Below are 24,222 nucleotides of genomic sequence, written 5' to 3' on the forward strand. Positions count from 1 at the left end.
CGATGCTGAAACGGCTAAGCAGGTTCCGCAAAAGTGTGCAGCGGTTTTCCGATGAGAACCTGCGTCAGACAAAGAGCAGGTTCCGCAAAAGTGTGCAGCGGTTTTGCGATCAGAACCTGCGTCAGACAAAGAGCAGGTTCGGGAAAAGTGTCCCACGGTTTTCCGATGAGAACCTGCGTCAGACAAAAGAATCCAATAAGACATTCGTGGGTTTTCCCGCGAATGTCCTATTGCGCGTCATTCTGGTGACATCGGCACTCATTGTGCCGATTGCGTCCGGCGCCGCACGGGCGAATGAGGGGCAAGACCTCGCACCGTTCAAGATGATCCGGTCGCTGCAATATATCCAGGATTCGGTCGTGCTCGGCGATCATTCCGCGAGCGAGATGCAGCGCTTTATCCTGGGTGAAATCGACAGGCGACTGCGCACGGCCGATCAGGCGCTGTTCCGTGACCCCCGCAACGTCGATGCGGCGCTCGTCTATGTCATGAGCGGCGGCAATCCGGAAACGCTGGACCTCTTGACGGACCGCGACGTCGAGGGGAACTTCGACACCCGCGTCAGCGATGCCCTGCGGCAATATCTGCGCGGCAAGGGACCGCTGATCGTCGAGCAGCTCTCCAAGGCCGCGCCCGAATACCGCAATTCCCGCATCGGCCCCTATCTTTTCCTGATCCTCGGCAACGCCACGTCGCAGCAGGATCCCGTCGCCGCGATGCAATATTACGACTGGGCGCGCCTGACGGCGCCCGGGTCCATTATCGAGGAGGCGGCGCTTCGCCGCTCCGTGGCGCTGGCGGCACAGGCTGGCAATCCCGAAAAAGGGTTTCGCTACGCATTGAACTATGCCCGACGCTATCTGACATCGCCCTATGCCAGCCAGTTCGCCGATGTCTTTGTCGAGCTGGCGGTCGTCCACTTCGGTGAGGCGGCCGAGCGGCGGGTCGACGAGGTCCTTGGCTTCATGGATCCGCCGCGCCAGCGCGAGATCTTTTTGCGCATTGCGCGGCGGGCGGCGATCGCCGGCCGCCAGCCGCTGGCGTTGCTCGCGTCCCAGCGCGCCGAGGAACTGGTCGGGGTCGGCGGTTCGCAATCGCAGCTGCTCGCAAGCTTCTATCAGGGGCTCGCCGCCGTTCCATCGGCGGATGTCTTCGCTGCTGCGCAGACGATCGCGGCCATTCCGGAGGAAAGGCTCTCGCAGCGCGACCGCGCCCTGCGGCAGGCAGCGAAGGCGATTGCCGATGCGGTTGTTCGACCACCAGAGGATGTAAGTCCCGCGCAAGCATCCCCGGCTACAGCGGAAGTGCACTTTCGCAAAGAAGGCGCGCCGGAGCCGGAGGAGACCGGAAGCGGCATGAGCCCCTTTGCCGTGCCGGCCGAGGCGGACGTGCCCAATCAAGCGGCCGCGCCGGCCGATCCGGCATTCGACGGCTTCCTTGCCGATCGGCACTCGAGGATCAAGGAGATCGATGCGCTCCTGGAGGAGGAAGGACCATGAACCCTCTTAACGAGACTTTGCGCGCTCCCGCCGCCGTCTCCGGCTCCGGTTCGCGGCAGGGCGGCCGGGATCAGCGCCCGGGCGAAGCGGGCGCCTTCGAGACCGCGGTCGTCGATGCCGCCCGGAAAAAAGGGCCGGGGCAGAAGGCGGCGCCGGACTCGGCTCAGAGTGCCGCCGACGCTGCAGCGACCGATTCGCAACTGGCGGCGGATGTGGTGCTCGATCGAAGCGGCAAGGCCATGCTGGCCGCAAGCGACGCCGTTGGGACAAGCGACGGCCTCGGGGCGGCGGTCAACGAGACCCCTTCCCAGGACGGGCAACCGCAGGTGGCCAACGCACGTCAGAAGGCGTTGACCCGCCTGCAGCAACTGGCGGGTGGGATGATACCGGAACGCGGCGCGGCCGTCGAGGACGAAGCGCCCGGTCGCACCGGAGCCGCAAAGGGCGGGAAAGCGCATCAGGCGGCGGTGAGCGCCGAAAGGGGCGATGCCGTCGACGACGAAGCGCCGGACGCCGGCACCGCTTCCTCCGAGCCCACGGCCGGCGCCGTCAATGACCTCCTGGGCCTGCTTGGTGGACCAGTGCAGGCGGCTACGAGTGTTCCGGCGGAAGGCAAGGCGACCCGTATGTCGGGAGAGCGTAACATGGCTGGTCATGCAGCGAAGATCGACGCGGGCGAACTCGCGACGGCTGACGATCATTCGGCGACCAACGGTTCCGATGACGGCGCGACGGACCAGCTTTTCCGCTTCGCCCGCGCCGATGGCAAGGGCCAGGCGGTATCCATGAATATCTCAGCGGATGGCGAACATGTTGCCGTCGAGAGCGGCGGATCATCCCCGGCAGCCAGAGCCGAAGCGATTACCGTCCTGGAAGCCCGCCGCTACCTTGGCGTGGCCATGAACCCGAATTCGGCGTCGGTTACGAGCGCGATCGCCGGTGACGCCGAATGGGTGCAGGCGCTCCAGTCGAGCCTTTCCCTGACGCAGCCGGAGGCGCTGGGCCAGGCGGGCAAGACCCTGAACACACTGAAGATCCAGATGCACCCAATCGACCTCGGCACGGTTACGGCGACGCTGCGCCTCAAGGACGACGAACTCCAGGTCGAACTGAAGGTGGAGACGGGCGACGCCTATCGGCAGTTGCGCGACGACCAGGGCGAGATGGTGAGAGCCCTTCGCGCCCAGGGCTTCGCGGTCGACCAGGTGAACATCACGCTCAGTGCCGGCGGCGACACGTCGAGCGGCAATGGCTCGCAGGCGCAGGCCGGTTCCGGTCAATCCGGGCGCGAGCGGGCCGGTGAGGGCAATGGCGAAGGACGTCAGCGGCAGGACGGCAGCCAGGCCGCCGCGGCAGAGAGGTGGACAGGCAATGACGGAACGGATGATGCGTCGACTGGCGCTGAGCGCGCTCGCGCTGGTTACGTCTACATGTAGCGCCTTGGCGAGCGCGGGCGCCTGTGAAGGTGAAATCGTCGCCGCCGCTGCGAAATATGGCATTCCCACCGGAATTCTCTATTCCGTCGGCCTGGCGGAGACCGGCCGCAAGGGATCCCTTCAGCCCTATGCGATGAATGTCGAGGGCAAGGCCTATTTCGGAAGCAGCGCACGGGACGTTCTGGCACAATTCGACGCGGCGCGGGCGCATGGCGCAAAGCTCATCGATCTCGGGTGCATGCAGATCAATTATCACTTTCACGGCGAGCATTTCCGTTCGCCGGAGGAAATGCTCGATCCGCGCCGGAATGTCGAATACGCCGCCCGATTCCTGTCCACCCTGCGCGCCAGGCACGAGAGCTGGACGATGGCCGTTGCGCGCTACCACGCCGGGCCGAACAACGATCCGGCGCAAAAGCAATATGTCTGCCGCGTCATCGCCAATCTCGTTGCGACCGGCTACGGCAAGTGGACGCCGAATGCGGCGCAGTTCTGCAAATAACAATCAACAGTTGCATTTCTGACGTTCGTTCCTCATTGTGGCCACAATGCGGAGAGATTGTGACTGCAAGGACTTTTGTCGCATGGCGTTAACTTTTCCACGCGACGATAGTGGCATGGTTAACAATTGCCTACTAGATATAGATCAAATCGGCACCCTTTCCTTAATCAATTGTTAAAAACCCCCCTTAATTTTATCTAGTTGTTCGTGAATCCCACGATTCGTACCTCTCAACCAGTGAGACACCCATACTGATTCGGAGGCGGACGAATGATCGTGGTGGTTGATGAACGAGGGCTTGTGAAGGAGGGCTATACGTCCCTGTTCGGGCGCGAGGGCATTCCCTCGACGGGCTTCGATCCGAAGGAATTCGGCGAATGGGTGAGCACGGCCGCCGATTCCGACATCGATGCGGTCGAGGCCTTCCTGATCGGCCAGGGCGAAAGCGCGATGGCCTTGCCGCGTGCCATTCGTGACCGCTCCGAGGCTCCCGTCATCGCCATGAGCGACACGCCGTCGCTCGAGACCACGCTGGCGCTGTTCGACTGCGGCGTCGATGACGTCGTGCGCAAGCCGGTTCACCCGAGGGAGATCCTCGCGCGTGTTGCGGCGATCCGCCGGCGCCTCAAGGCAATCGCCAACTACACTGATATCGGCGCCATTCGTGTCTTTGCCGACGGACGCGACCCGGAGATCAACGGCGAGGTCTTCGCCTTGCCGCGGCGTGAGCGGCGCATCCTTGAATACCTCATCGCCAATCGCGGCCGCCGTGTCTCCAAGTCGCAGATATTCAATGCCATCTACGGCATCTTCGACGAGGACGTCGAGGAGAATGTCGTCGAGAGCCATATCAGCAAGCTGCGCAAGAAGCTGCGCAAGAAGCTTGGCTTCGACCCGATCGATTCCAAGCGCTTCCTTGGCTACTGCATCGACTGGACCTGAGGCCGAACTGCGGGAAATCCAACCAATACAGGTTCACGCAAGGCCGGGCTTCTAGTCTCCGGAAGAAGCAGGAAACGAGGATCGAAATGAGTCTCTATGGTACCATGAGAACGGGCGTCTCAGGCATGAACGCCCAGGCCAACCGCCTCAGCACGGTGGCTGAGAACATCGCAAATTCCAGCACGGTCGGCTACAAGCGTGCATCGACTGAATTCTCCTCGATGATCCTGCCGTCGAGCAGCGGCTCCTATAATTCCGGCGGCGTCCAGACCCAGGTGCGCTACAGCATTGCCGACCAGGGGGCGACGACCTATACGAGCTCGGCCAGCGACCTTGCGATAAGCGGCGGCGGCTTCTTCATCGTCGAGGGTGCCAATGGCCAGGAATACCTGACGCGCGCCGGAGCCTTCGTCCAGGACGACCAGGGCAATCTCGTCAATGCAGCCGGCTTCACGCTGATGGGCTACGAATACCAGGCCGGCGTCGACCCGACCGTCGTCGTCAACGGATTCGATGGTCTGACCAAGGTCAATCTGGCCTCGGAAGGCCTGACGGCGACCGGCTCGACCGCGGGCTTGATGGGTGCGAACCTGCCCTCAGGCGCCGCTAATGGCGACGTATTCACGACCTCGCTCATCGTTTACGACAGCCAGGGCAACACGCGCATCCTGGATTTCAATTACGAGAAGCTTGCCGATAACCAGTGGGAACTGGAGATCATCGACCGGACGTCGAGCACGTCTCTCGGCACCGCGACCCTGGATTTCGACGCCGACGGCGTGTTGACCACCTCGCCGGCGACCTTGACACTCAATGGTGGCGCGATCAGCCCGATCGCCGGGACTGGCGCCGTTCTCAACGATATCGACATCGACTTCTCCAAGACGACCCAGCTCGGAACCTCCTTCACGCCTGACGGTGGCAAGATCGACGGGAACGCGCCGAGCAAGATTTCAGGCTACCAGATCGATTCGGACGGTGTCGTCTATATCAAGTATGCCAACGGTGAACTCGAGCCGCGCTACCGAATCGCGCTTGCCAATGTCCAGAGCCCCGACAAGCTGGTGCCGCAGTCGGGCAACGTCTACTCGCAAGGCGTTGATTCCGGCGTCATCATTACCGGGTTTGCCGGCTCCGGCAGCTTCGGCACCATTCTTTCCGGCGCGCTCGAGAGCTCCAACGTCGATATCGCTGATGAGCTGACCTCGATGATCGAATCGCAGCGCAACTACACGGCCAATTCCAAGGTCTTCCAGACCGGCTCGGAGTTGCTCGAAGTCCTCGTGAATCTGAAGCGGTAATACCAAGAAGACGGTCCCAGCATGTCGTTGTCCTCCGCAATCGCGATCGCACAGTCAGCATTCAGCACCACGGCGCAGCAGACGGCCACGGTGTCGAAGAACGTGGCCAATGCGAGCAACGCGGATTACTCGCGCCGCATGGCCATGCTGGGAACCACCGCGGGCGGCGCTCAGATCGTCTCGATCTACCGCGCGCAGAACGAGGCGCTATTCAAGCAGAACCTCGCCAGCATTTCGCAGTCATCCGCACAGAGCAGCCTGCTCGCCGATCTGGAAATCCTGAAATCCGCGCTCGGCGGCAACGACTACGAGACGGCGCCCTCGACCTATCTCTCTGCCTTCCGCAACAGTCTGCAGACCCTCGCCTCGACGCCGGGCAATTCGACCCTGGCCGCAACCGTGGTGGCAGATGCAACCGATCTCGCCAACTCGATCAGCAATACGTCTGCGGCCGTTCAGGACTTGCGTCTCGGCGCTGACAAGCAAATCGCCGAGGCGGTCGACAACCTGAATGCGCTGCTGGCACGATTCGAGATCGCGAACAATGCAGTCAAGTCCGCGACGGCGGCCGGAACGGATACGACCGCCGCGCTCGACGACCGTGACAAGCTTTTGAAACAGATATCGGAACTGGTTGGCATCTCGACGGTCACCAGAGCCAACAACGACACCGTCATCTACACAACCGGCGGCACCGTTCTCTTCGAAACCCTGGCGCGGCAAGTCAGCTTCACGCCGACCTCGGCCTACGGCGCCACCACCACCGGCAACGCCATCCTTGTCGACGGCGTGCCGATTTCGGCCGGCTCGGGTGCGGATACGACGGCGCAGGGCAAGCTTGCGAGCCTGCTGCAACTGCGCGACGACATCGCGCCGACCTTCCAGTCGCAGCTCGACGAGATGGCGCGCGGCCTGGTCGAACTCTTCCAGGAAGGCGGTTCTCCCGGGCTCTTCACCTGGGCGGATGGCAACGTTCCTGCCGCCGGCACGATCGAAGCAGGCATGGCCAGTTCCCTGATCGTCAATCCGCTTGCGAAGTCGAATCCATTCTTGCTGCGCGACGGCGGTTTCAACGGCGTCGTCTCAAACGCGGATGGTGCGTCGGGCTATACCGACCTGCTCGACGGCTACATCGCTGCCATGGACACCGACATGACGTTCGATGCGGCGACGGGGCTCGACGGCACGAGCTCGATCATGGAGTTCGCAGCGGCATCGATCGGCTGGTTCGAGCAGATCCGCAGTGCTGCCTCCGCAGCCGCCGAGAACAAGACGGCGCTTTTGGCGCGCACCGAAGAGGCGCTCGGCAATGTGACCGGCGTCAGCATCGACGAGGAAATGTCGCTGCTCCTCGATCTGGAGCAATCCTACAAGGCATCGGCCAAGTTGATCAGTACCGTGGACGCCATGATGGCGGCCCTTCTGGAAGCCGTGAGGTAATCATGAAGACATCCTTCGTTTCAAACCTGGCAGTGCAAAATGCCATGCGCCTGACCATTCAGCAGGGTCAGACGGAACTGCTGAAGCTCGAAACGGAGATATCGACGGGCCGGCTTGCGGATGTCGGCGTCGCGCTCGGCTCCTCCACCGAACGCTCGGTCAGCCTGAGGCGGGAGCTGACGCGCCTCGAAACCCTGACCGACACGAACGCGATCGTCACCCAGAGGCTCGCTGCGTCGCAGGAATCGCTCTCGCTGATGGCGCAAGCCGCCGAGCAACTGCGCAACACGCTCGTCACCTTCAAGGGCAACGACTCGGTGGACCAGCTATCGGTCCAGAACAGCGAAATCGTGAGCGCGATGTCGATGTTCACGGCGGCCGCGAACACGTCCTTCAATGGCGAATTTCTCTTTGCGGGCATCAATACCGACGTGATGCCTTTCGAAGACTACAATGCTACCGCCTCGTCCGCAAAGGCGACCTTCGACGCCGAACTTGCCGCCTACATGACGGCGAACGGCATCGGTTCCATGAGCGACTTCACCCGGGCGCAAATGGAAGACTTCATCACCAACACGCTGGCCCCGCTGTACGACGACGACGCCCAATGGGCTGCCGACTGGTCTCAATCCTCGAGCCAGAACATGACCAGCCGCATCAGCGCGGGTGAGGTGATTCAAAGCTCGACGAACGCGACGACGGACGGCTTCCGGAAGTTCGCTCTTGCCAGCGTGATCGCGTCGGAACTCATGGACGCGGATATCAGCTCCGAGGTGCGCACCTATATCGGCGAAGCGGCGATCGGCTATGTCGCTGAGGCGATCACCGACATCACCGCCGAGCGCAGCATGCTCGGCATCTCTGAAGCGCGCGTAGAAAAGGCCAATACCTCGCTTGAGGTTCAGATCAACCTGATCAACACGCACATCACCGACCTCGAGGGTATCGACGCCTACGCGGCCTCGACCCGGATGAACACTTTGCTAACGCAGATGGAGACATCCTACACGCTGACAGCGCGGATCCAGCAGTTGAATTTGATAAATTTCCTCTGATGACGAGAGGATAAGGACAAGCATGAAGGATGTCTGAATGTATCAGTTTGCATACGCCGAGATCATGGAGGAAGGCGTAGCCGTTTCCAAGGATCGAGAGAAACAGGTCCTGAACCGCTCGATCGCGCTTTTGGAGGCGGCAAAGCAGCAGAAGGGATATGCGAGGGAGGCAATCGAGGCGATCTATTTCACACGGCGCCTTTGGATACGTTTCATCGAAGACCTGCGCACCCCCGACAACCAGCTGGACGCCGAATTGCGCGCCAATCTGATTTCCATCGGGATCTGGATTCTGAACGAAATGGAGAAGATCCGCAGGCGCGAATCCTCCAATTTCCAAGGTATTATCGACATCACCACCATCATCAGGGATGGACTGAAATGAAAAGCACACTGCGTATCTCGCTGAAGTCGGGCGAACGAATCTTTGTGAACGGCGCGGTGCTTCGCGTTGACCGCAAGGTTGCGGTCGAATTCCTGAACGACGTCACCTTCCTCTTGGAAAATCATGTCCTGCAGCCGGAAGATGCGACGACGCCGCTTAGGCAGCTTTATTTCATCGGCCAGATGATCCTGATCAATCCCGAAGGGGCAGAACAGTCGACAGCCATGTTCCGCAAGTCGGTCGTGATGCTTCTGACCTGCTTCAAGAACGAGGAAGTGCTGGCGGAACTGAAGCGCATCGACGGCCTTGTCACGCAGGGCCGCGCCTTCGAGGCACTGAAGGCGATCCGCGCCCTCTATCCGATAGAGGACCGTATCCTCAACCAGCAGGAGATGGCGCCTCAGATCGTCGAGAATATCCGCAGGGAGATTGCCCCATGGCGGTAAGCGGCGTCACGTCGAGCACTTCGACGACCAACACGCCGAGCTCAACTTCGACGAGCAATGCGGATGCGACCGATGCGACCCTGAATTACCAGAGCTTCCTCAAGCTTCTGGTTGCGCAGATGAAGAACCAGGATCCGACCGACCCGATGGATGCGAGCGAGCAGATTGCTCAGCTTGCGACCTTCTCCCAGGTCGAACAGACGATCAAGACGAACAAGAACCTCGAGAGCCTGCTGGCAAGCGAATCCCTGACGCAGGCCTCGACCTATATCGGCAAGACGATCACCAGCAGCGACGGTCAGACGAGCGGCATCGTCGCCCAGGTCGAAGTGACGTCCGATGGTGTCACGGCGATCACGACGACCGGCAAGGAGATCGCCATCCAGACCGGCATTACGGTTTCGAGCACATCGTCGGATTAATATATAAGGCGGCGGGGCGTCGACCGCTGTTGGAACAGGGGTGCGCCGCTTGACGCGAATCGACGGTGCTGTGATCCTCTTCCAATCAGCACTCCACGCCGCCTGATCGGAAGCGCAAGTCGCGGCATCTCGAAACGGCTCCTGACAGGACCATCCGAATGAACGAAGCAGACGCCCTCGACATCGTGCAGGCCGCAATCTGGACCGTGATCGTCGCCTCGGGCCCCGCGGTTCTGGCCGCCATGGTGGTCGGCGTCGTCATCGCCTTCATCCAAGCCCTGACCCAGGTTCAGGAAATGACGCTGACCTTCGTCCCGAAAATCCTGGCGGTGATGGCGACTGCGGCGCTCTCGGCGCCCTTCGTCGGCGCGCAGATCTCCATCTTCACCGACCTCATCTTCTCGCGGATCCAATCCGGGTTCTGATCGGTCGGGGAATTCCTTCCCGATACCACCCTCGCGCAAGCTTGGGCCTTTAGGTCTTCCGTCATAGTTTGGGGCAGCTTGCGTGATGGCTGCCCGCCTCTCATGAAGAGACGGAAGAGACATGGCACAACAGGCGACGCTGACCATCCCGAAACTCGCCCCGAAGAGCCGGGATATCGGCTTCGCCCTCGGGATCGTCATGATCCTGTCAATTCTGTTCCTGCCCATCCCGCCGTTCCTGATCGATCTGGGTCTCGCCTTTTCCATTGCCTTCTCAGTGCTGATCCTGATGGTTGCGCTGTGGATCCAGCGGCCGCTCGAATTCTCCTCCTTCCCGACAATCCTTCTGATCTCGACCATGACGCGCCTGTCGCTGAACATCGCGACCACGCGCGTCATTCTTTCGCACGGGCATGAAGGCCATGGTGCCGCCGGCGGCGTCATCTCCGGCTTCGCCAGCCTCGTCATGTCCGGCGATTTCGTGATCGGCCTGATCGTCTTCCTCATCCTGGTCACCGTCAATTTCATCGTCATCACCAAGGGCGCCACGCGTATCGCGGAAGTAGGCGCGCGCTTCACGCTCGACGCGATCCCCGGCAAGCAGATGTCGATCGACGCCGACCTTTCCGCCGGCCTCATCGACGAGAAGGCGGCGCAGCACCGCCGGCGGGAACTGGAAGAGGAAAGCTCCTTTTACGGTGCGATGGACGGTGCCTCGAAATTCGTGCGCGGCGATGCGATCGCCGGCCTGATCATAACGGCGATCAACATCTTCGGCGGCATCGTCATCGGCTATCTTCGCCACGACATGCCGATCAGCCAGGCGGCCGATGTTTTCGTCAAGCTTTCCGTCGGCGACGGTCTCGTCTCGCAGATCCCGGCGCTGATCGTTTCGCTTGCCGCGGGCCTGCTCGTGTCGCGCGGCGGTACGGCGGGTTCGACGGATCAGGCGGTCGTCGGCCAGCTCAGCGGCTATCCGCGCGCGCTGACGGTCGCAGCAGGCCTCGTCATTCTGCTTTCGGTCATGCCGGGGCTGCCGTTCCTGCCCTTTGCCGTGCTCGGCGGCGGCATGGCCTTCCTCGGCTGGTTCATCCCCAGGCAGATCGAGGCGCTCAATGCCGAAAAGCGCGCACAGGAAGCCGCGAAGGTCCAGGAGAGCAAGGAGGCGGACAAGGAATCCGTCAAGTCTGTACTGAAGACGGCGGAAGTCGAGCTGCTGCTCGGCAAGCAGGTCTCGACGAGATTGCTCGGCGCGCATCAGGAACTTGCCTTCCGGGTCGGCAAGATGCGCCGAAAATTCGCCCTTCAATACGGGCTCGTCGTTCCGGAGATCAAGGTCTCCGACGACATCACCATACCGGACAAGGCCTATCACATCCGCATTCACGGCACGACCATCGCGTCGAACACGGTGCGGGTCGGCGAAGTGCTGGTGGTGACCGGCGCCGGCCGCCGTCCGAGCGTGCCGGGGGACGAGATCCGCGAACCTGCCTTCGGCATGCCGGCCCTCTCTATCCTCGAGACCTTTACGGAGGACCTGAAGCGCGAGGGTTTCCACCCGATCGACAATGTTTCGGTGGTACTCACGCATTTGAGCGAGGTGATCCGCAACAACCTGCCGCAACTGTTATCCTACAAGGACGTCAAGGTGCTGATCGAGCGGCTCGATCCCGAATACCGCAAGCTCGCGGACGAGATATGCACTTCGCACATGTCCTATTCCGGCCTGCAGGCGGTGTTGAAATTGCTGCTCGCCGAGCGGGTGTCGATCCGAAATCTCCACCTGATCCTGGAAGCCGTGGCGGAACTGGCCCCGCATGTCCGCAAGACCGAGCAGATCGTCGAGCATGTGCGCGTGCGCATGTCGCAGCAGCTCTGCGGCGATCTTGCCGACAACGGCGTGCTGCGCGTCCTGAGGCTCGGCAACAAATGGGACATGGTGTTTCATCAGGCGTTGAAACGCGACGCCAAGGGCGAGATCGTTGAGTTCGACATCGACCCGCGGCATCTCGAGGAGTTCAGCGAACAGGCGACGAAAGTTATTCGTGAACATCTCGATCGCGGTATGCCCTTCGTACTGGTAAGCTCGCCCGAATCCCGTTCTTATGTGCGCATGATCATCGAACGACTCTTCGCCACATTGCCGGTCCTCTCCCATGTCGAACTGGCCAAGGGGCTTGAGATCAAGATCATCGGCTCGATTTCATGATAACCGATCCCGAGGGCACGGTTCTGGCGCTGTTTGCCGCCTTTTGCCGCATCGGCGGCTGCGTCATGATCATGCCGGGTTTTTCCACCGCCCGCGTTCCCCTTCAGGTCCGGCTGTTCATCGCCGTCGCACTGTCAATGGCCATCCTGCCGATCATGTGGACGGATATCTATCCGCAGGTGGCGGGGAAGGGGCACGCCTATCTCTATCTCGTCGCAAGCGAGACCCTCGTCGGAGCAATCATCGGGCTCGTCGCACGCTATTACGTTCTCGGGCTGCAATTTGCGGGAACCGCGCTGACGATGCTGATCGGCTTCAGCCCGCCGCCGTCGAACGACGTTCTGGAGGATACGGCGGAGAATCAGCTGACCAGCATGATCAGCTTTGCCGGGCTCATGCTTCTCTTCATGCTGGATTTCCACCACGTGCTCTTCGAGGCGATCGCGCAGTCCTATCGGGCAATGCCGATCGGCGGGGGGTTCGATCCGCAGGGCATGCTGATCACGCTTGCGAATTCGCTGGAGCAGACCTTCCTCATCATGCTGCGCCTCGCAAGCCCGTTTGTGATCTATGGCCTGCTTTTCAACGTCGCCATCGGCATGGTGAACAAGCTGGCGCCGCAGATCCCGATTTATTTCATCTCGCAGCCCTATCTCATCATGGGTGGTCTGTTCCTGCTTTACCTCGGTATCGCTGCCATGCTGCACCTTTTCGCAGACGGATTCTCGCTGGTGATGCAGGGCGGCTGAATGGATTGAGATTGCTGGTTCCCGCATCCCGCTCCTGCACGAGGACTGAAGTCTGGCGATGAAGACGCGATCGGAAAAACTGAAACGACTCGTCGCGGTACAGCGGCATCTGGAACGCATGGCCGAGACCGAACTTGCCGAGACCGCTCTCCAGCGCCAGGAACTCGCCGGCACGATCGACGTGGTCGTCGATGCCATGGGCTCGGGCCATCCCATGCACCGTATGTTGTCCGGCCACTACGCCTCGCATCTCGGACGGCTGGTCCAGAAGGACCAGATGCTGCTCGGCATCCAGCAAGTGCACGAGGCGCGTATGCTCAAGGAACGCGCCAAGGGCGACCGGCTCGAAGAGAGCATGAAGGATGCGCGCCTGGCGGAGGAGCGCGAGGCGGCGGACAATCAAATCTTCGACCTGATCGACCAGCACGTTGCGGTTCAGGCACCAGTTTCCGGTAAGGTTGAGCGGCGATAGTGGGTCAGCCGGACCACCTGCCGAAAGCGGGTTGCCGGTTCGAAACGGGATGGGGTTGCCGAATGACGCTCGCGGCAGCCGTCTTCGAGAGGATTCTGACATGGCAATTTCCCCGCCCAGCGACCTGGTGATGGACGTCGTCCGCGCAGCCGATCCGGCGGAGGTCCAGGAGGCGCAGGCGCGGCTGAAGGCCAATCGCGCCGCCTTCCAGGCGACCAGCCTCGCGGAAAGCGGCAATGGTTTTGCCGCTGCCGTTTCCGTGCTGAACGGCTCGGAGGGCTCGAGCGGCCTCGGCGACATCGCCAACCGGGGCGAAGCGAAAAAGGTTCCTGAGACCTATCGCAAATTCGAGGCGATGGTGTTGCAGAATTTCGTGAAATCGATGCTGCCGAACGACAGCGAGAGTGTCTTCGGCAAGGGCACCTCCGGTGACATCTGGAAGAGCATGATGGCGGAGCAGATTGGCGACGTTCTCTCCAAAGGCGGCGGGATCGGCATCGCTAAGGGACTGGCCGGAAATGATACTGTAGAACGCGTGAATGCGGCGCTCGACGGCAACAGTCGAAACCTCGCCGCCGGCATGGTTCAGGAATACGAGCGCAAGGCGCTCTCGGCTTATCTGACGAGCGACGAAAAAGAGAAGAACGCCTGATGCCTGCCGCCGGGATCCGAAGCGGTTCCGGACATCGGCAGTCATCAAATCAAACACGTAAGGCGCATCGCACGGAATTTGGGTGCGACGCGGCCTGGAGCGGCTCGAGGACCTCGGGTCCACCCGCCGATATCGCTTGGGAGCTGAAATATGGAAGCTGTGGCATCCAATGACCTGCGCATTCAAAACGTCCTCGGTCGCCTGGAGATGATCATCGACAACGAGAACAGCCGGATCGGCATCGATCCGAACTTCGACATGAAGACGTCGAACGCCCATAAGAGCCGCTGCCTGTATGAATTGACGATGCTGCATCGTGACGCTGCGCCCAGCGAGATCTCGCCGGTTTTCGCCTCGCAGACGCGCCACCTGCGGCAGAAGCTGCACCTCAACGCGCAAAAGGTTGAAGCGCATCTGGAGGCCGTTCGCTCCGTCGTCGATCTTCTCAAGACCGCCGCCCAGGATGCCGATGCGGACGGCATCTATACCGAAGCGCAATTCCGTTACAGCGACTTCTGATGCTTAAGCTCCTTTTCACCGGGGTTTGGGTCTGCGCCGTTACGCTCGGATCGGTCTATTTTTCGATGCAATATGCGTCGGCGCCGGTTCTCTCCGATGCGGAGGCCGAGCGGCGGGCTTCGGAGGAGTACGTGCCGGGTGAAATCGTCACCGTCCCGGTGATCAAGGACGGGGCCGTCCAGGGCTATTTCCTGGCCAAACTGTCGTTCTCTGCCAAGCGGGAAGGGATAGCGAAGCTGCACGCGCCGCTCCGCCAACTCGTTACCGACGAACTTTACGATCTGCTCGTCGGGTCGAAGTTCATCGACGTCGCCGACACCGGCTCGTTCGACTTGCCGCACTTCAAGCTCCAGGTGAAGGACGGCCTGAATGGCAAGCTTGGCAGAGAAGTGATTACCGAAGTGCTGGTCGAGCAACTCGAATATCTGAGCAAGCTGGATGTGGAGCGCGCCTCGAGCGGACAGGCCATCGCTTACGACAAGCCGGCACCCGTTGTCGACAGGAACGGCAATGTTGCCGCCGACAAGCTTCCCGAAGCGGCGGTCAAGGCAAGCGGCAGCGTCCACTGAACGAACAGCGGCCGCCGTCTCATATATCAGCCCGACGGTTCGGGCTTGTGGTCTTCTTGCCTGACCAGGCCGAACTCGGCCGTGACGCGCCCTCGCGCCACGTGGAAATAGTGGAGGGCGGCGAAGGCAAGCCCGGTTTCCGCCCAAAGCTTCACGCCGCGCGGCAGCGACGTGGTCATGAGCGCCAGGGATGCGCCGAGCCTCTTCAACCGGCCGGTCAGAGTCGGATCGCGGCGATGCGCGAGATAGGCCGAAACCCTGCCGCGGCGAAGGCTCCTGCCGCGAACCCATGCGGCGATCGCGCGATTCCCGGGTACCGTTTGCGTCACCCAGGCATCCGCGGCCCAGGCAAAAGAGAACCCTGAAGCCTTACACCGCTGGAACAGATCCAACGCGCAGCCGCCGACGACGTCCACGGCGGGATCGAGAAACGGCTGCGGCATCGCCTCAAGCACCGCCCGCGCCACGAGAATGTTGCTGGCGGAATAAAGCATCGGCACCGGTCCGGTGACGTCGTAGGGGGGCGCGAACACGGGGTGCCGCTTCCATCGCTGATCCTGCGGATGTTCGAACACCGGCAGTTGTGGGCCGCCGACGATATCCGCCCCGTAGGCTTCCTGCACAGCCATGAGGCCGTCCAGCCATTCGGGCGCCGCGACCTCGTCATCGCCGATAACGGCGATCGCATGCAGATTGGGATAAAGTTCGAGGGCCGTCGACAACGCAGCATTCAAGGCGTGGCATCGTCCATGCCTGCGACAGATGATCACCGCGGAATCGGACGGACGGCTGAGAAAGAAGGCTTTGGCTGCGTCTGCGCCCGCCGGTCGTTCCCCGCCCTCTTCGACGACCAGCGTCGCCAAAGGGACGTCGGGGCGCTGCGAAACGATCGTCTTCAGCGTTTTGACGAGGTGTTCGGGATTGCGGAACGTCGGGACCACCACGACGAGATCGACATCGGCCCTGTCTTCGAGCTCGCTTTGGAAATGGATAGAAATATCCTGCCCGTTCGGCGCCATTGAAAAACCCGTACGCAAACCTCAGGGGAAATATTAAAGCAGCCTTCCTAAACGCATGCTGAATAAAACAATTCTACCACCGAAGCGGTTTGCGCGTAATGCCAAGTGAGCCGTCGGCCGAGCGTTCGGCGACCACGCCACTGCTTGCTCTTCGAAGTGCTGCAGTGATCCTTCCACTTCTCGCACGCGGTTCCACTGCTCTCTTTCACGGATGCAAGGAAATGCGGGCGTCGCCGCGCGAGCAGACCGTCGTTCCCGTCTAGGCCCTTGCATTTATCCATTTGGGACAGCATAGGGCGCAGGCAGGCAATTGCGCCCCGGTGCGCTGACTAGAGTGTGCCGGCAATAGGGACTAACCGGGAGATATGCCGTGACGACTGTGATTGATGGCAAGGCCGTTGCCGCTTCGGTCATCGAAACCGTGAAATCCGCCACCAAGGCTCTCGAGGCCGAGACAGGTGTTCGGGCAGGGCTCGCGGTCGTCATCGTCGGAGACGATCCGGCAAGCCACGCCTATGTGTCTGCAAAGAGCAAGATGGCCAAGGAATGCGGCTTCCTATCGGTCCAGCATACCTTGCCGACGGAGACAACGCAGGAGGAACTCGCAGCGCTGGTCGCCGAACTCAACTCTGATCCGTCGATTCATGGCATTCTTGTACAGTTGCCGCTGCCGAAGCACCTGCATTCGGAGTCGATCATCCAGTCGATCCTTCCGGAAAAGGACGTCGACGGCCTGCATGTCGTCAATGCCGGTAAGGTCGCCACCGGCGATCTCGAAGGAGGGCTTGTCTCCTGTACGCCGGCCGGCGCCATGGTCTTCGTGCGCCGCACCCACGGAGAGGACCTCTCCGGCCTCAACGCAGTCGTCATCGGGCGCTCTAACCTGTTCGGGAAACCGATGTCGGCGCTGCTTCTCGCCGCCAATGCCACGGTCACGACCGCGCACTCGCGCACCGGGGACCTGCCGGCCGTCTGCCGCAATGCCGATATCCTGGTGGCGGCGGTCGGTCGCCCTGAAATGGTCAAGGCTAACTGGGTAAAGCCCGGCGCAATGGTCATCGATATCGGCATCAACCGCGTGCCCGCACCGGAGCGCGGCGAGGGCAAGACGAAGCTCGTCGGCGACGTGGCCTTCGACGAGTGTGCCGAGGTCGCAAGCGTGATCACGCCGGTGCCGGGTGGCGTCGGACCGATGACGATCGCCATGCTGATGGCGAATACGATCATCGCTGCGTATCGCAAGGCCGGCCGCAAACCGCCGAAATTCTGAGCGTCACCCGCCGCGAAAGCAAGCCTGCAGCCGCGCATCCGTGTCGGACGCGCGGCGCTGCAGCACTTTGATGTGCAGGTCCTATATCGACTCGATTTCGGGAGGCGTGCAATCGAAGGGGGCGGTTGTCGTGAGGGCTATCGCCCCGGCGCCGAACCCGTCGAGGCGCGTACGACCAGCTCGGCGCGCCAGAGTTCCTGCTGCGGATAATCGCCGCGATTAAGTATACCGGCGATCAGGCGCGTGGCAATGCGTGCGCCGGCGGCCCTGAGCGAAGAGCGCGTCGTCGTCAGCGGCACGCTGAAATTCTCCGGCTTCAACATCGGCAGCACGTCGTCATGGGCAATGACCGAAATGTCGCGGCCGATGACGAGGCCCGCCTGATTGATCGCCCTCACGGCACCGAGGGCCAGAACGGTACTGGAGCAGAGGACGGCCGTCGGAGGGTCCGGCCGCTGCAGGAAGGATTGCATGCTCCTGTAGCCGTACTCGTCCGTCATGACCGAATGGTGGACGAGCGCCTCGTCATGATGGAGGCCCCATTCTTCGAGCGCCAGCATCAGCCCCTTTTTACGACGGAGGGAAAAGGCGAGATACTCCGGGCCGTTGATCAATGCGATCCGATGATGGCCGAGCTGGAGCAGGAGCTTGGCCGCGTCGTAGAACGCGCGCGTATTGTCGACATCGAGAAAGGGATAGTCGCGTGGTCCGCCCATCGAACGGCCGTGCACGACGAAGGGGATGGAGAGCGATTTCAGTATCGGAATGCGCGGATCGTTCCGGCGCATATAGGCGAGGAAAACCGCGTCGACATTGCCGCTCGCGGCAAGCCGCCGAAACGTTGCTTCCTCGTCGTCGGGGGCGCTCGGGTTGAGCACGAAATGGAAATCGTGCTTCAGTGCCTCCTCGGCGAGGCCCGCCAGGAACTCCCCGAAATGAATGTCGGAATCAATGCCGGATGCAATCGGCATCACGAGGCCGATCGAATAGGCTTTTCCCGTGGCGAGCCGCTGGGCCGCCCGGTTCGGACGATAGCCGGTGGTGCGCACTGCGTCGAGCACCCGCCGGCGCGTTTCCGCATTGACTTCCGGATAGCCGTTGAGCGCCCGGCTGACCGTCGTCTGGGACAGGCCGAGTAGCTCCGCCAGCTGTTTCAGATTGACCGCCATGGTCGGACTCCTCCAAAGCGCTTTGGATACGTGTGTTATTTTTGTCGTATTCACCAGCGCTTTTTCTATGTGTACCATTCGGACCATGGCGGAAGAAAGCAGAAAATCCTTGTTTTGCATTGCAAAATTCGCGTCGCAACGCAAAACACGCTTCGTGGAGGAAATCTCTTGACTCTTTGCCGGTTGCAATGGAGTGTTGGCGAACTCAAAGCGCTTTGAATTTGGCGCGTTGACGATCCGGCCGGCGGCGAACCGTCGGGCTTTTTTCGGGAGGACTTGAACGTGAAGACATCATTGCTGATGGGAGTGGCGGCGCTCGCGCTGCTTGCGGGTGGTGCCAGTGCTGCCGACCTGAAGTTTCAGCCGGGGGAGGATTCGAAATTCAACTGGGCGAGCTTTGAGGAATTCAAGAGCGCGCATGACGTGAAGGGTCAGACGCTGACGATCTTTGGTCCCTGGCGCGGAGAGGACGAGGCGCTGTTCAAGAGCGTCTACGCCTATTTCGCCGAAGCCACCGGCGTTGAGGTCAAGTATTCGTCCTCCGAGAACTACGAACAGCAGATCGTCATCGACACCCAAGCCGGCAGCCCGCCGGATGTGGCAATCCTTCCGCAGCCGGGCCTGATTGCCGACCTTGCCTCCAAGGGCTACCTGACGCCGCTTGGCGACGAGACCAAGCAATGGCTGCTCGACAACTATTCCGCCGGCCAGTCCTGGGTTGATCTCGCGACCTATAACGGCAAGGACGGCGCGCCGGCCCTTTTCGGCTTTCCCTATAAGATCGACGTCAAGTCTCTCGTCTGGTACGTGCCGGAGAACTTCGAGGATGCCGGCTATGAAGTGCCGAAGACGATGGAGGAACTCAAGGAGCTGACCGAGAAGATCGCCGCTGATGGCGAGAAGCCCTGGTGCATCGGGCTCGGATCCGGGGGCGCGACGGGATGGCCGGCTACCGACTGGGTCGAGGACCTGATGCTGCGCACGCAGCCTCCGGAAGTCTACGACAAGTGGGTCACCAACGAAATTCCCTTTACCGATCCGGCCGTCGTCGGCGCGCTCGAAGAGTTCGGTTGGTTCGCACGCAACGACGCGTTCGTCGACGGCGGCGCCGCAGCCGTCGCGTCGACGGATTTCCGCGACAGCCCGAAAGGACTCTTTGCGTCGCCTCCGAAGTGCTACCTGCACCACCAGGCCTCGTTCATTCCGTCCTTTTTCCCGGAGGGCACGGTGGTGGGCGAGGATGCCGACTTCTTCTACATGCCTCCCTATGAGAGCAAGAAGGAACTCGGCAATCCGGTGCTCGGCGCCGGCACGCTGGCAATGATCACCAAGGACACGCCGGCCGCACGCGCTTTCATCGACTTCCTCAAGACCCCGATCGCGCACGAAGTGTGGATGGCGCAGACGAGCTTCCTGACGCCCTACAAGGGCGTCAATGTCGACGTCTATGGCAATCCGCCGCTCAAGAAGCAGGGCGAAATCCTGCTGAGCGCCACCACCTTCCGTTTCGACGGTTCCGACCTGATGCCAGGCAAGATCGGAGCAGGCGCCTTCTGGACCGGCATGGTCGACTTCGTCGGCGGCAAGTCCGCGGACGATGTTGCAGCCGACGTGCAGAAGGCCTGGGACGCCATTAAATAGGGTCGAAGCAAGCGGCGGACGACGGAGCGCGTCGTCCGCCATCCGGCCAACTCGGATTGTCCGTGGGGCGGGCAGTCGGAAACTACAGCGCCGCGCGTCATATCCGACGCACAACGGCCGCCGTAGCACCTTGAATTACCGCATGTCTTTGTCCTTAAATCGAGGGCGACCTGAGGAGACGTGCAAATTGAACGGTAGGGCCGCCAAGGTGATGTGCCGGGCGCCGGTTCCGCTCGCATGTGAGGGGAGGGATGTGTCATGCAGCTGATTGCTGCAATCGTCACGATGATAGCGGGCGTTCTGGCCTGTGCCGCCTATTTCTGGTCCACCAACTTCGTTCTCGACTGGATTTTTCCGTCAAAGGGCCTATCGGGGGCTGCCGCGTCGCGCAATCTGCGCATCACCAATGCCATCCGGCCCTGGCTGTTCCTGGCGCCGGCCCTATTCGCGCTGACGATCTATCTGATCTACCCGGTCGTTCAGTCCGTCTATCTGAGCTTTCACGGTCGCGCCGGACAGAATTTCGTCGGGCTGCGCAACTACGTCTGGATGCTCAATGACGGCGAGTTCCGCCAGTCGATCTTCAACAATTTCCTCTGGCTGCTCGTCGTGCCGGCGCTGTCGACCTTCTTTGGCCTCATCATCGCGGCCCTTACGGACCGCATCTGGTGGGGCAATATCGCCAAGACGCTGATCTTCATGCCGATGGCGATCTCCTTCGTGGGGGCCGCCGTCATCTGGAAGTTCATCTATGACTACCGGTCCGCGGGCTCCGAGCAGATCGGCCTCCTGAACGCCATCGTCGTTGCCCTCGGAGGCGAGCCGCAGGCCTGGATCACGCTGCCGTTCTGGAACAATTTCTTCCTGATGGTCATCCTCATCTGGATCCAGACCGGCTTTGCCATGGTCATCCTGTCGGCGGCACTGCGCGGTATTCCGGAGGAGACGATCGAGGCCGCGGTGATCGATGGTGCCAATGGCTGGCAGATCTTCTTCAAGATCATGGTTCCCCAGATCTGGGGGACGATCGCCGTCGTCTGGACCACCATCACCATCCTCGTTCTCAAAGTCTTCGATATCGTGCTGGCGATGACGAACGGGCAATGGCAGAGCCAGGTGCTCGCCAACCTGATGTTCGACTGGATGTTCCGCGGCGGCGGCGATTTCGGCCGCGGCGCCTCGATCGCCGTCGTCATCATGATCCTCGTCATTCCGATCATGATCTGGAACATCCGCAATGCGGCCAAGGAAACGGGAGGACACTGACATGACCGCGTCAAAACGCTCCCCGCTCACCTGGGTCGTCCATCTTTCCGTGCTGCTGCTGGTACTTCTCTGGACACTCCCGACCGCCGGCCTTCTGATCTCGTCGCTGCGCGACAAGGACCAATTGGCCGTTTCAGGCTGGTGGACGGCGCTTTCCACGTCGTCGCGCAACGATGTCGCGCGCGCACCGTCGCCCGAAAGCCAGGTCGAACGGGACGGCACCTTCGTCATTGCCGGCAATCTGCTGCAAGGCCAGGGCGGCGAGATTTCCGCCTTCGGCTTCTCCAGCCGCGAACCCACCGCATTCAAGTCGGGGGAGACGGCGGAACTCAATGACGGCGAGAGGCTGACCGTCCAGGCGGACGGCAGCTTTGAAATCGTCTCCAACACCCGTATGGAAGGGTCGCGTGGTCAGCGCATATTCTTCACCGCCTCAACGCCACCACGCTTCACGCTCGAAAACTACGGCGAAGTCCTGAGTGCGGCCGGAATCGGCAGGTCCTTCATCAATTCGCTGACGGTTGCGGTTCCCTCCACCGTCATTCCGATCCTGATCGCTGCCTTCGCGGCCTATGCGCTCGCCTGGATGACCTTTCCCGGTCGGGCGATCCTGATCGCCGTCGTCGTCGGACTTCTGGTCGTGCCGCTGCAGATGTCGCTCATTCCGCTTCTGAGGCTCTATAACGACGTCGGCGCCTTCCTCGGCCTCCCGGCCAAGACCTATATGGGCATATGGCTCGCCCATACCGGTTTCGGCCTGCCGCTTGCGATCTATCTCCTGCGCAACTACATGGCCGGCCTCCCGCGAGAGATCATGGAATCGGCGCGGGTCGATGGCGCCAGCGACTTCGACATCTTCGTCAAAATCATCCTGCCACTGTCGTTCCCAGCGCTTGCCTCCTTTGCGATTTTCCAGTTCCTCTGGACCTGGAACGATCTTCTCGTCGCCATCGTCTTCCTGGGTGCCGGCAATGACCAGCTCGTTCTGACAGGACGTCTCGTCAACCTCCTCGGGTCGCGCGGCGGCAACTGGGAAATTCTCACCGCTTCCGCCTTCATCACCATCGTCGTTCCGCTGATCGTGTTTTTCGCGCTGCAACGCTACCTCGTTCGTGGGTTGCTGGCGGGCTCGGTCAAGGGCGGCTGACTTCAAGGACAAGGACCCATAGAACGCATGAACATCAATGCAACGGCGAACTCCACCTTGCAGCCCGACAAGGACTGGTGGCGCGGCGCAGTGATCTATCAGATCTATCCGCGCTCGTTCCAGGACACAAATGGTGACGGCATCGGCGATCTCAGGGGTATCACCGCCCGGCTCCCGCATGTGGCGGCGCTTGGCGCCGACGCCATATGGATATCGCCCTTCTTCACCTCGCCGATGCGGGACTTCGGTTACGACGTCTCCAACTACACGGATGTCGATCCGCTCTTCGGCACGCTCCAGGATTTCGACGAGGTGATCGCCGAGGCGCACCGACTCGGCATCCGGGTGATGATCGACCTCGTCCTGTCGCATACGTCGGACGTGCACCCGTGGTTTATGGAGAGCCGCTCGAGCCGCACCAATGCCAAGGCTGACTGGTATGTCTGGGCGGATTCCAAGCCGGACGGAACGCCGCCCAACAACTGGCTGTCGATCTTCGGCGGCTCCGCCTGGGCCTGGGATCCGACGAGACAGCAATATTACCTGCACAATTTCCTGACCGCACAGCCTGATCTGAACCTGCACAATCCGGAGGTGCAGGAGGCGCTGCTCGCCGTCGAACGCTTCTGGCTCGAGCGTGGCGTCGACGGCTTCCGTCTCGACACAATCAACTTCTACTTTCATGACAAGGAGTTGCGCGATAATCCGGCACTGGCGCCGGCGCGCCGCAATGCCTCCACAGCGCCGGCGGTCAATCCGTACAACTATCAGGAACATATCTACGACAAGAACCGGCCGGAGAACCTGGAGTTCTTGAAGCGCTTCCGCGCGGTGATGGACGAGTTCCCGGCGATTGCCGCCGTCGGCGAGGTGGGCGACAGCCAGCGCGGTCTTGAGATCGCCGGCGAATACACATCCGGAGGCGACAAGGTGCATATGTGCTATGCCTTCGAGTTTCTGTCGCCGGATCCGCTGACGCCCGCGCGGATCGCCGAGGTGCTCGAGCAGTTCCACGAAGTGGCGCCGGAAGGGTGGGCCTGCTGGGCCTTTTCCAACCACGATGTCGTGCGTCATGTCAGCCGCTGGGGTACCAGCGTCAGAGACCACGTTGCTCATGCCAAGCTGCTTTCGAGCGTGCTCATGTCGCTGCGCGGCTCCGTCTGCATCTATCAGGGCGAGGAACTGGCTCTCTTCGAAGCGGATCTTGCCTATGAGGATCTGCGAGATCCCTACGGCATCCAGTTCTGGCCGGACTTCAAGGGGCGCGACGGCTGCCGGACGCCGATGGTCTGGGAGAGCCGCCTGGACGGGGGCTTCAGCGAAGGGAGGCCCTGGCTGCCGATTCCGGCAAACCACCTGTCGCATGCCGTCGCCATGCAGGAGGGGGATCCGGATTCGGTGCTTGAGCATTACCGCCGTTTCCTGCAGTTCAGGAAAGCGCATCCGGCCTTCGCCAAGGGCGAGATCGAAATTGTAGAGACGCGCGGGCCGCTCCTCGGCATTGTGAGGACCCATGGCGACGAGCGGCTCTTCTGCCTGTTCAACATGAGCGGAGAGGCCGTGGCCGGCCACAAGCCGGGCGGCACGTTGGAACTGCTCGAAGGTCACGGCTTCGTTTCAGATATAAAGGACAACAAGATCAATCTTCCGGCCTGGAGCGCGTTTTTCGCGCGCCTGGCCTAGAAAT

24 protein-coding genes are annotated in these 24,222 nt (G+C 61.5%); 22 read left to right on the top strand and 2 right to left on the bottom strand.

From position 1 onward, the window contains the following. The first annotated feature begins 2 nt into the window (after positions 1-2). From motC to EKH55_RS01355, 17 genes are all read left to right on the top strand, one after another. Positions 3-1,499 (top strand): chemotaxis protein MotC, encoded by a 1,497-nt coding sequence (gene motC / locus EKH55_RS01275; protein ID WP_151610832.1) that lies wholly within the window; start codon positions 3-5, stop codon positions 1,497-1,499. Continuing rightward, a complete protein-coding gene (locus tag EKH55_RS01280) occupies positions 1,496-2,935 on the top strand; it encodes a flagellar hook-length control protein FliK (protein WP_069459482.1) in 1,440 nt (479 codons plus the stop codon). The genes motC and EKH55_RS01280 overlap by 4 nt, the downstream gene beginning before the upstream one ends. After that, positions 2,871-3,437: a transglycosylase SLT domain-containing protein gene (locus tag EKH55_RS01285; RefSeq protein WP_151610833.1), complete on the top strand. Its 567-nt coding sequence runs from the start codon at positions 2,871-2,873 to the stop codon at positions 3,435-3,437. Before EKH55_RS01280 ends, EKH55_RS01285 begins: the two co-directional genes overlap by 65 nt. A gap of 270 nt (positions 3,438-3,707) precedes the next feature. Further along, entirely contained in the window at positions 3,708-4,379 is a 672-nt protein-coding gene (rem, locus tag EKH55_RS01290; protein ID WP_069459480.1) for a transcriptional activator Rem, read from the top strand. An 86-nt stretch (positions 4,380-4,465) separates the two neighbouring features. Further along, positions 4,466-5,680 carry a flagellar hook protein FlgE gene (locus tag EKH55_RS01295; RefSeq protein WP_069459479.1) on the top strand — a complete coding sequence of 405 codons (1,215 nt, stop codon included), beginning with the start codon at positions 4,466-4,468 and terminating at the stop codon, positions 5,678-5,680. Between the two features lie 21 nt (positions 5,681-5,701). Further along, complete coding sequence (gene flgK, locus EKH55_RS01300; RefSeq protein ID WP_151610834.1) at positions 5,702-7,120, top strand: flagellar hook-associated protein FlgK; 1,419 nt, start codon at positions 5,702-5,704, stop codon at positions 7,118-7,120. 2 nt (positions 7,121-7,122) lie between these two features. Continuing rightward, positions 7,123-8,175, top strand: coding sequence for a flagellar hook-associated family protein (locus tag EKH55_RS01305; RefSeq protein ID WP_069459477.1), 1,053 nt, complete (start codon positions 7,123-7,125; stop codon positions 8,173-8,175). A gap of 37 nt (positions 8,176-8,212) precedes the next feature. Continuing rightward, positions 8,213-8,560, top strand: coding sequence for a flagellar biosynthesis regulator FlaF (gene flaF, locus EKH55_RS01310; protein WP_069459476.1), 348 nt, complete (start codon positions 8,213-8,215; stop codon positions 8,558-8,560). After that, on the top strand, positions 8,557-9,006 hold the full coding sequence (gene flbT / locus EKH55_RS01315) for a flagellar biosynthesis repressor FlbT (protein WP_069459475.1): 450 nt from the start codon (positions 8,557-8,559) through the stop codon (positions 9,004-9,006). Before flaF ends, flbT begins: the two co-directional genes overlap by 4 nt. After that, positions 8,997-9,428, top strand: coding sequence for a flagellar hook assembly protein FlgD (gene flgD / locus EKH55_RS01320; protein WP_069459474.1), 432 nt, complete (start codon positions 8,997-8,999; stop codon positions 9,426-9,428). The genes flbT and flgD overlap by 10 nt, the downstream gene beginning before the upstream one ends. A gap of 158 nt (positions 9,429-9,586) precedes the next feature. Then, a complete protein-coding gene (fliQ, locus tag EKH55_RS01325) occupies positions 9,587-9,853 on the top strand; it encodes a flagellar biosynthesis protein FliQ (protein ID WP_069459473.1) in 267 nt (88 codons plus the stop codon). Positions 9,854-9,974: 121 nt separating this feature from the next. Then, a complete protein-coding gene (gene flhA, locus EKH55_RS01330) occupies positions 9,975-12,062 on the top strand; it encodes a flagellar biosynthesis protein FlhA (RefSeq protein WP_069459472.1) in 2,088 nt (695 codons plus the stop codon). Continuing rightward, on the top strand, positions 12,059-12,811 hold the full coding sequence (gene fliR, locus EKH55_RS01335; RefSeq protein ID WP_069459471.1) for a flagellar biosynthetic protein FliR: 753 nt from the start codon (positions 12,059-12,061) through the stop codon (positions 12,809-12,811). The genes flhA and fliR overlap by 4 nt, the downstream gene beginning before the upstream one ends. Positions 12,812-12,869: 58 nt before the next feature. Then, a complete protein-coding gene (locus tag EKH55_RS01340) occupies positions 12,870-13,283 on the top strand; it encodes a hypothetical protein (protein WP_151610835.1) in 414 nt (137 codons plus the stop codon). Between the two features lie 100 nt (positions 13,284-13,383). Further along, the gene (locus EKH55_RS01345; protein ID WP_069459469.1) at positions 13,384-13,935 is read left to right on the top strand and encodes a rod-binding protein; all 552 of its coding nucleotides are present in this window, start codon (positions 13,384-13,386) and stop codon (positions 13,933-13,935) included. Positions 13,936-14,085: 150 nt separating this feature from the next. Next, complete coding sequence (locus EKH55_RS01350) at positions 14,086-14,454, top strand: hypothetical protein (RefSeq protein WP_151610836.1); 369 nt, start codon at positions 14,086-14,088, stop codon at positions 14,452-14,454. Continuing rightward, the gene (locus EKH55_RS01355; protein ID WP_151610837.1) at positions 14,454-15,023 is read left to right on the top strand and encodes a hypothetical protein; all 570 of its coding nucleotides are present in this window, start codon (positions 14,454-14,456) and stop codon (positions 15,021-15,023) included. The genes EKH55_RS01350 and EKH55_RS01355 overlap by 1 nt, the downstream gene beginning before the upstream one ends. A 26-nt stretch (positions 15,024-15,049) precedes the next feature. On the opposite strand, the gene EKH55_RS01360 is transcribed toward EKH55_RS01355, so the two are convergent. Further along, positions 15,050-16,042 carry a glycosyltransferase family 2 protein gene (locus EKH55_RS01360; RefSeq protein WP_069459466.1) on the bottom strand — a complete coding sequence of 331 codons (993 nt, stop codon included), beginning with the start codon at positions 16,040-16,042 and terminating at the stop codon, positions 15,050-15,052. A 370-nt stretch (positions 16,043-16,412) separates the two neighbouring features. On the opposite strand from EKH55_RS01360, the gene folD reads away from it, so the two are divergent. Beyond that, positions 16,413-17,312, top strand: coding sequence for a bifunctional methylenetetrahydrofolate dehydrogenase/methenyltetrahydrofolate cyclohydrolase FolD (gene folD, locus EKH55_RS01365; RefSeq protein ID WP_151610838.1), 900 nt, complete (start codon positions 16,413-16,415; stop codon positions 17,310-17,312). Positions 17,313-17,449: 137 nt separating this feature from the next. Here folD and EKH55_RS01370 read toward each other — a convergent pair whose 3' ends face one another. Next, positions 17,450-18,481, bottom strand: a complete 1,032-nt coding sequence (locus EKH55_RS01370) for a substrate-binding domain-containing protein (RefSeq protein ID WP_069459985.1) — start codon at positions 18,479-18,481, stop codon at positions 17,450-17,452. Between the two features lie 282 nt (positions 18,482-18,763). Between EKH55_RS01370 and EKH55_RS01375 the strand changes: the two genes are divergently transcribed. The 4 genes from EKH55_RS01375 (at position 18,764) to bglA (ending at position 24,218) form a co-directional block, all read left to right on the top strand. Beyond that, entirely contained in the window at positions 18,764-20,122 is a 1,359-nt protein-coding gene (locus tag EKH55_RS01375; protein WP_151610839.1) for an ABC transporter substrate-binding protein, read from the top strand. A 258-nt stretch (positions 20,123-20,380) separates the two neighbouring features. Next, positions 20,381-21,388: a carbohydrate ABC transporter permease gene (locus EKH55_RS01380; RefSeq protein ID WP_069459464.1), complete on the top strand. Its 1,008-nt coding sequence runs from the start codon at positions 20,381-20,383 to the stop codon at positions 21,386-21,388. A gap of 1 nt (position 21,389) precedes the next feature. After that, entirely contained in the window at positions 21,390-22,535 is a 1,146-nt protein-coding gene (locus tag EKH55_RS01385) for an ABC transporter permease subunit (protein ID WP_151610840.1), read from the top strand. A gap of 27 nt (positions 22,536-22,562) precedes the next feature. After that, complete coding sequence (gene bglA, locus EKH55_RS01390) at positions 22,563-24,218, top strand: beta-galactosidase BglA (protein ID WP_069459462.1); 1,656 nt, start codon at positions 22,563-22,565, stop codon at positions 24,216-24,218. The last annotated feature ends 4 nt before the right edge of the window (positions 24,219-24,222 follow it).

Source organism: Sinorhizobium alkalisoli, assembly GCF_008932245.1.
Classification (GTDB): Bacteria; Pseudomonadota; Alphaproteobacteria; order Rhizobiales; family Rhizobiaceae; genus Sinorhizobium; species Sinorhizobium alkalisoli.